General features: G+C 71.1%; 7 protein-coding genes. 4 read left to right on the top strand and 3 right to left on the bottom strand.

Annotated features, from left to right (window positions below; translation table 11 throughout):
• Positions 1-898, top strand: an 898-nt coding sequence (locus ACTHNQ_RS16040; RefSeq protein WP_440334963.1) for a M20/M25/M40 family metallo-hydrolase, incomplete at its 5' end; no start/stop codon positions are given.
• An 83-nt stretch (positions 899-981) separates the two neighbouring features.
• On the opposite strand, the gene ACTHNQ_RS16045 is transcribed toward ACTHNQ_RS16040, so the two are convergent.
• The 3 genes from ACTHNQ_RS16045 to ACTHNQ_RS16055 form a co-directional block, all read right to left on the bottom strand.
• On the bottom strand, positions 982-1,374 hold the full coding sequence (locus ACTHNQ_RS16045; protein ID WP_440334964.1) for a rhodanese-like domain-containing protein: 393 nt from the start codon (positions 1,372-1,374) through the stop codon (positions 982-984).
• 127 nt (positions 1,375-1,501) lie between these two features.
• On the bottom strand, positions 1,502-2,815 hold the full coding sequence (locus ACTHNQ_RS16050) for an LLM class flavin-dependent oxidoreductase (RefSeq protein ID WP_440334965.1): 1,314 nt from the start codon (positions 2,813-2,815) through the stop codon (positions 1,502-1,504).
• Entirely contained in the window at positions 2,812-3,876 is a 1,065-nt protein-coding gene (locus tag ACTHNQ_RS16055; RefSeq protein ID WP_440334966.1) for an LLM class flavin-dependent oxidoreductase, read from the bottom strand. The genes ACTHNQ_RS16050 and ACTHNQ_RS16055 overlap by 4 nt, the downstream gene beginning before the upstream one ends.
• 200 nt (positions 3,877-4,076) lie before the next feature.
• On the opposite strand from ACTHNQ_RS16055, the gene ACTHNQ_RS16060 reads away from it, so the two are divergent.
• Genes ACTHNQ_RS16060 through ACTHNQ_RS16070 form a run of 3 tightly spaced genes read left to right on the top strand, consistent with a single transcriptional unit; the run spans position 4,077 to position 7,007 of the window.
• Positions 4,077-5,174, top strand: coding sequence for an amino acid ABC transporter permease (locus tag ACTHNQ_RS16060; protein WP_440334967.1), 1,098 nt, complete (start codon positions 4,077-4,079; stop codon positions 5,172-5,174).
• Entirely contained in the window at positions 5,171-5,968 is a 798-nt protein-coding gene (locus ACTHNQ_RS16065; RefSeq protein WP_440334968.1) for an amino acid ABC transporter ATP-binding protein, read from the top strand. The genes ACTHNQ_RS16060 and ACTHNQ_RS16065 overlap by 4 nt, the downstream gene beginning before the upstream one ends.
• Positions 5,969-6,008: 40 nt before the next feature.
• Positions 6,009-7,007 carry an ABC transporter substrate-binding protein gene (locus ACTHNQ_RS16070; RefSeq protein ID WP_440334969.1) on the top strand — a complete coding sequence of 333 codons (999 nt, stop codon included), beginning with the start codon at positions 6,009-6,011 and terminating at the stop codon, positions 7,005-7,007.
• Positions 7,008-7,107: the final 100 nt, after the last annotated feature.

Raw genomic sequence — 7,107 nt, forward strand, 5'->3', positions numbered from 1 at the left:
GTTCGCGTTCCTCGCCGACGAAGAGAGCGGCGGTGTGTGGGGCGCGGGGTGGCTGGTCGAGAACCGGCCTGATCTGTTGCCCGGCGTCACCGAGGCGCTGAGCGAGGTGGGCGGATTCTCTGTGCCGCTCGCGGCCGACCCCGCCGATGACCGCCGTGCGTACCTGGTCGCCACGAGCGAGAAGGGCGTCGCCTGGTCGACGCTGCGTGCCCGCGGCCATGCCGCCCACGGATCCCGCCCGACCGACGACAACAGCGTCGTGCGTCTCGCACAGGCGGTCGCGGCGGTGGGGGCGCATCGCTTCCCGGTGGTGCGCACGCCCGCGCTGCAGCGCTTCCTCGACGTGTTCGGCGAGGCACGCGGGCTCGCGTTCACCGACGAGTCGCTAGCCGCCGATCTGGATAGCCTGGGATTCGTCGCGTCTCTGGTGGGAGCGACGACGCGCAACACCGCGACCCCCACGGTGCTGTCGGCGGGCGACAAGACGAACATCATTCCGGCCGAGGCGTCGGCGCGCCTCGACATCCGGGTGCTGCCGGGGCAGGACGACGCGCTGCGCGCCGGTCTGCGCGAGGTCGTGGGGGACGGCATCGACATCCGCGAGGGGCGGTGGTGGTCGGCGACCGAGGCGCCGGTCGACGCCGCGATCATCGGCATCCTGCAGCAGGCGATCTCGCTCGAGGACGCCGAGGGCGTGGTCGTGCCCTACCTGCTTCCCGCAAGCACCGACAACAAGCACTTCGCACGGCTGGGGATCAACGGGTACGGCTTCGTGCCGCTGCGCGTGCCGCGGGAGTTCGACGTCTTCGCGCAGTTCCACGCCGCAGACGAGCGCGTGCCGGTCGACGCGCTGCTCTTCTCGGCACGGGTGACGGCACGGATCCTTCAGTCGGCGTGATCGCGGGCGGAATGACGGATGCCTCGACCCTGCCGCACCGGCAGGTCGAGGCATCCTGAACCGTCGTCCGACGGCGGGCGATGTCAGCGGCTCTCGTCCACCTCTGCGGTCGGCGCGCCGGACTCCTTCCACGCCGGGAAGCCGCCGTCGACGTGGGCGACGTTGGTGAAGCCCTTCGCGCGGAGCTGCTCGGCGACCGGGCCCGAGCCGCGGATCGAGCCGCACACGATCACGATGTCCTGGTCCCACTCGGTGATCTCGGCGAACTTCTCGGGTGAGTCGATCAGGAACTGGGCGTCGAGGTTGTCGCGGTCGCCGCGGATCGAACCGGGGATCACACCGTCGCGCGCGCGGCCGGCGTCGCTGCGCACGTCGATGACGAGCGCGCCCGCGGCGGCGCGCGCCGCAGCCTCTTCGGCGCTGATGAGTGGGGCGTCGTAGGTCGGCTCGGCCGCGGTGTCGGTGGTGTCGGTCATGTGCAGGTCCTCTCGGAGACGGTGGATGCCGGTGTTCGGCGTCACGCTACGGCCCGGTCGCCTCGACCGGCGCATCGCGCCGTCACACGGCGCCATGCGGATCCACGGGGCGGTGCTTCTCGCCGCGTCAGGCGGCGAGCTCGGCCTGCGCGCCCGGCTCCGGCAGGCCGAGGTTCTCGCGCAGGGTCGTGCCCGGGTACTCGGCCGGATAGACGCCGCGCTCCTGAAGCTCGGGGATGAGCCCGTCGACGATGTCGTCGAGTCCCTCGGGCACGAGGTACGGCGAGACGTTGAAGCCGTCTACGGCGTGCGCGTCGACGTACTGCACGAGCCGGTCCGCGATCGTCGAGTAGCCGCCCACGAAGGTGCGCAGCGACGACCGACGGATGACGAACTCCCGGATCGACAGTCCCTCGGCCGCGGCGCTCTCGCGCCACTCCCGTGCGGTCTCGACGGCCCTGCGGCCCTGGAACAGCGTGCCCCTCTGGCCGTCGACCTCGTCGACCTCGGGATCGACGTCGGGCAGCGGCCCGTCGGCGTCGTACTCCGACAGGTCACGGCCCCAGATCGGCTCGAGGAATCGGATGGCGGTCTGCGGCGACACCTGCGCGCGGGTGACCCACTCGGCCTTCTCCCGCGCCTCGGCATCGGTTGCGGCGAGGATGAACTGCGCCCCCGGGAAGAACTTCAGCTCGTCCACGCTCCGGCCGTGCGCGGGCAGGCGCCGGCGCACGTCCGCGGCGAACGAGGCAGCCTCGTCGAGCCCCGGGTGCGCCGAGAAGATGACGTCGGCGGTGGATGCCGCGAACTCGCGCCCCTCGTCCGAGTCGCCGGCCTGGAACAGCACCGGCCTGCCCTGCCGGCTCGGCGGCAGCGGAGCCGGTCCCTCGAACGACACCAGATCGTCGGAGACGGACACGGACGTGCCGACGCCCTCGGCTCCGGCATCCCACACCCGCTGGGCCGCCGCGACGAACTGCGCGGCGCGACGGTAGCGGTCGGCGTGGTCGAGGTAGCCGCCGCGGCGGAAGTTGGCGCCGGTCCACGCGTTGTCGGTGGTGACGATGTTCCAGCCGGCGCGGCCGTCCGACAGCAGATCGAGCGAGTTCAGGCGCTTGGCCAGGTCGTACGGGTCGTTGTACGTGGTGTTCTGCGTCGCCACCAGGCCGATGCGCTCGGTCACGGCGGCGAGCGCGGCGAGCTGAGTCTGCGCATCGGGGCGACCGGCGATGTCGAGATCGTGGATGCGGCCGAAATGCTCACGCAGGCGCAAACCCTCTCCCAGGAAGAAGGCGGAGAACAGTCCGCGCTCGGCGGTCTGCGCGATGCGGCGGAACGACTCGAAGTCGTACTGCGAGCCGCTGCGCTCGCTCGACCAGATGGTGCCGAAGTTGACCCCCTGGAAGAACACTCCGAACTGGATGCGGCGGGAGGTGGTCATGCGAGCTCCTTCACGGCGGATGCGGCGTAACGGCTGACAGGGCGGCCGAGGCCGAGGGTCTCGCGGAGCGTGTCGCCCGCGGTCGGCGAGCGGAAGCCGAGCGTCCGGCGAAGCGCCGGCAGCACCGCGCGCCCCACCTCTTCGACGTCGACGTCGGGTTCGGCCGGGTGCAGACGCACGCCGTCGACGGATGCCGCCAGCTCTTCGAGAAGAGAGGCCAGACCGGCGGCGTCGCCGATGTGGCGCAGCCGGCAGGTCGCGGGCCATGCTCCGAGTTCCGCGAGACGGCGTGCGGCGGGGACGCCGCGCGCGTCCAGGAGCACCTCGACCTCGGCCCACACCCGTTCGGCCCCCGCGGCACGAGCCGCAGCGGCGGCCTCCGCGACCGCCGCCGGGTCGATGCCCTCCACCAGGGCCACGTCGGCGCCGGCAGCGCCTGCCGGCGCCACGACGACGAGCTGACCCTGCGGCGGACGGGGCGTGATGAATGGGCCCTTGACCGAGAACCGCTCGCCCTCGAAGTCGACATAGTGCAGGCGGTCGGCGTCGAGGTAGCGGCCGGTCGCGGCATCCTGAATCACGGCGTCGTCCTCCCACGAGTCCCACAGCCGCCGCGCGACCTCGATGACGTCGTCGCGCTCGCGTCGCAGCTCGTCGACGGCGAGCTCGTCGCGCCCGTACGCGGCGGCCTCACGGGCCGTCCCGGAGGCGGCGACGATCCACCCGGCGCGACCGGACGATGCCCAGTCGAGGCTGGCGAGCTGCGTGGCCACGTGGAACGGCTCGCTGTACGCGACATGCACCACCGGGACCAGGCCGATCGCAGAGGTCAGGGGCGCGGCGAACGCCGCGCGCTGCACGGCGTCCAGACGCGCGACGGCATCGGCTACCGGCAGCGGCGAGTCGTCGAAGGTGACGGCCGTGAGGCCGAAGCGTTCGGCTCCGACGACGCGGGTGGCGAGCCGGCGCGCGGTGAGCGCGTCGGACGCGGGGACGGTGGCTGCGGGGTGGGCGCCGGCGGCATCCCCCTCCAGGGCGACGGCGAACGGGTGGTCTGACATGGCTGCCACGGTAAGCGGCCCGGCGGATGCGCAGACGGTGTACGTCGGCGCATTCCGATCTGTGTCGCCGCGTTTCAGACCGTCACGATCCGTGTCGCCGCGATGCCGCGGCGGCTAGGTGCCGCCGGCGCGAGGACCCTACCGTCGCCCTACCGGCGCACGAACCGCCCACCCCGCGCCGCCGATCGAAGAGAGTTCTCATGACCGACACCCTCCCGCGTCAGGCCGGCCCGGCCGCGGAGACGACGGCGACCTCGCCCGTGCCGCCCGGCACCGCGCGCGTCGACCTCGGAGACATCCCCGTCGTGCACACCCGGCATTGGTTCCGCTGGTCCATCGGCGCGGTCGTGCTGTTCGTCGTCGCGCAGTTCGTGTGGTCGGTCTTCACCAACGAGAACTACGAGTGGGACGTCTTCGCGCACTACTTCTTCGCGGAGCCGGTGCTCATCGGCGTCGGCTACACGCTCTCGCTCACGGCGATCTCGGCGGTCTTCGGGTTCACCCTGGGCACGGTGCTCGCGCTCGGACGGCTGTCGAAGTCGGCGCTGCTGCGCGGGGCATCGTGGTCGTACATCTGGTTCTTCCGGTCGGTCCCGCTCGTCGTGCAGATCATCGTCTGGTACAACCTCGGCTATCTGTACCCGACCCTGGGCCTGGGCACGCCCTTCACCACCGACTTCTGGATCGTCGAGTTCCCGACGGTCAACCTGATCAGCGCCTTCGCGGCGGCGATCCTCGGGCTGGGGCTGCACCAGGCGGCGTACTCGGCCGAGATCATCCGCGGCGGCCTGCTGTCGGTGGATCAGGGACAGCAGGAGGCGGCGGCGGCGCTGGGCATCCCGGCCCGCAAGCGGCTGTTCCGCATCATCCTGCCGCAGGCGATGCGCTCGATCGTCCCGAACGCGACCAACGAGGTGATCGGCCTCGTCAAGGGCGCTTCGGTCGTGTTCGTCATCGCCATCCCCGAGGTCTTCTACGCGGTTCAGGTCATCTACAACCGCAACAGCCGGGTCATCCCGCTGCTGCTGGTGGCCGTCGTCTGGTACACGCTCATCACCACGATCCTGAGCATCGCGCAGTACTACATCGAGCGCCACTACGCCCGCGGGAGCGTACGGGTCCTGCCGCCCACGCCGCTGCAGACCTTCCGCCACTGGGTCGCGGCGCAGTGGGCACGGCTCGGGGATGCCGACACCGGCCCGCCACCGCTGGTCGGCGTCGATGCGCCCCTGCATACACGCACGCCGTTCGGCGCCTCTTCGAACGACGCCAAGCACTCCGAAGGAGCAGGATCATGAGCATTGCCACCCTCGCCGCGCAGCCGGCGACCCAGGGCCTCGTCGAGATCCACAACGTACACAAGAGCTACGGCGGCGTGCCCGTGCTGGCCGGGATCGATCTCACGGTCCAGCCGGGCGAGGTCGTCGCGATCCTCGGCCCGAGCGGCTCGGGCAAGTCCACGCTGCTGCGCACGATCAACCACCTGGAATCCGTCGACCGAGGCTCGGTGACCCTCGATGGGCGGCTGATCGGCTACGAGCGCCGCGGCGACCGGCTGTACGAGCTGCGCGAGAGGGAGATCCTCAAGCGCCGCACGCAGGTGGGGCTGGTCTTCCAGAACTTCAACCTGTTCCCGCACCTCACCGCGCTCGAGAACGTGACCGAGGCGCCCGTCGCGACCGGTCTGCTCGACAAGGACGCCGCCCGCGAGCTCGCCAGGGGACTGCTCGACCGTGTGGGCCTGGGCGATCGGGCCGACCACTATCCGCGACAGCTCTCCGGGGGTCAGCAGCAGCGCGTGGCGATCGCACGGGCCCTCGCACTCAGTCCCCGCGTCCTCCTGTTCGACGAACCCACGAGTGCGCTGGACCCGGAGCTGGTCGGCGAGGTGCTCGACGTCATCCGCGACCTCGCGCGCAGCGGCACCACCCTCATCATCGTCACGCACGAGATCGGCTTCGCCCGCGAGGTCGCCGACCGGATCGTGTTCGTCGACGCCGGCCGAATCCTCGAGGAGGGTCCGCCGGACCGCGTCCTCGTCACCCCCGAGCACCCGCGCACGCGGGAGTTCCTCGCCAAAGTCCTGGCCTGACGCAACGCAGGCTCCGGCATCCCGAAAGAGAGAACACAGCATGGCACTCAGCAAGAAGCAGGGCATCGCGATCGGCGTCGCCGTCGTCGCGGTGGCCGTGGTCGTCGGCGGCATCGTCGCGGCCGTGAACCTCAACGGCCCGGCGGCCGCGGAAGAGGCCACCCCCGCGCCGACCCAGAGCAACACCGCCACCGACGAGATCGAGTGGTTCCACACCGACGTCGTCCCCGAGGCGGTCGCCGCTCTCGAAGAGAGCGGCTTCACGCCGGTCCAGGCCGGCAAGCTCACCGTCGCCGTAGGCGCGTTCGTCCCTCCGCTGAGCTATCAGCCGGACGGGACGTCGGCTGCCACGGACGTCGCCGGCACCGAGCCCAACATCGGCTCGCTGATCGCCGAAGGCCTCGGTCTGGAGTACAACCCGCAGGTCGTCGCGTGGGCCGACTGGCCGCTGGGCATCCAGTCGGGCAAGTACGACCTCATCACCTCCAACGTGACGGTCACCGAAGAGCGCAAGGAGCTGTACGACTTCGCCAGCTACCGCGAGGACCTCCTCGGCTTCTACGTGAAGAGCGACAGCAAGATCGACTCGATCAAGGACTCCAGCGACATCTCGGGCCTCAAGATCATCGTCGGCTCGGGCACGAACCAGGAGCAGGTGCTGCTGCGCTGGAACGAAGAGCTCGAGGCTGCCGGCAAGGCCCCCGCCGAGCTCGTGTACTACGACGACACCGCTGCCGCGACCCTCGCGATCCAGTCCGGCCGCGCCGACGCCACCTTCGGCCCCAACGCCACGGCCGCCTGGTCGGCGCGCGAGACCGGCGACACGAAGCTCGTCGGCATCGTCCCCGGCGGCTGGCCCGACACGGCCCAGATCGCGGCGGGAACGAAGAAGGGCAATGGACTCATCGAGGCCGTCAACATCGTGCTCAACAAGATCATCGAGGACGGGACCTACACCGACCTGCTCGAGTTCTGGGGCCTCGACTCCGAGGCCGTGAGCTCGTCCGACATCAACCCGCCCGGGCTCCCGAAGCCCTGACCTCCCCCAGCCGGGGGGGCCCGCCGGCCCCACCCGCGTCGCCCCGCCCCCCCACCCCCCCGCCCGAGCCCCCAAGTCCCCCGGCCCCCACACCGTCCTC

Origin of the sequence: Microbacterium sp. (assembly GCF_051953575.1) — a bacterium.
In the GTDB taxonomy this organism is placed as follows: Bacteria; Actinomycetota; Actinomycetes; order Actinomycetales; family Microbacteriaceae; genus Microbacterium.

Excerpts from the sequence above, each read along its gene's own strand:
- ACTHNQ_RS16045 (WP_440334964.1), bottom strand. The coding sequence starts at position 1,374 with ATGACCGACACCACCGACACCGCGGCCGAGCCGACCTACGACGCCCCA.
- ACTHNQ_RS16050 (WP_440334965.1), bottom strand. The coding sequence starts at position 2,815 with ATGACCACCTCCCGCCGCATCCAGTTCGGAGTGTTCTTCCAGGGGGTC.
- ACTHNQ_RS16055 (WP_440334966.1), bottom strand. The coding sequence starts at position 3,876 with ATGTCAGACCACCCGTTCGCCGTCGCCCTGGAGGGGGATGCCGCCGGC.
- ACTHNQ_RS16060 (WP_440334967.1), top strand. The coding sequence starts at position 4,077 with ATGACCGACACCCTCCCGCGTCAGGCCGGCCCGGCCGCGGAGACGACG.
- ACTHNQ_RS16065 (WP_440334968.1), top strand. The coding sequence starts at position 5,171 with ATGAGCATTGCCACCCTCGCCGCGCAGCCGGCGACCCAGGGCCTCGTC.
- ACTHNQ_RS16070 (WP_440334969.1), top strand. The coding sequence starts at position 6,009 with ATGGCACTCAGCAAGAAGCAGGGCATCGCGATCGGCGTCGCCGTCGTC.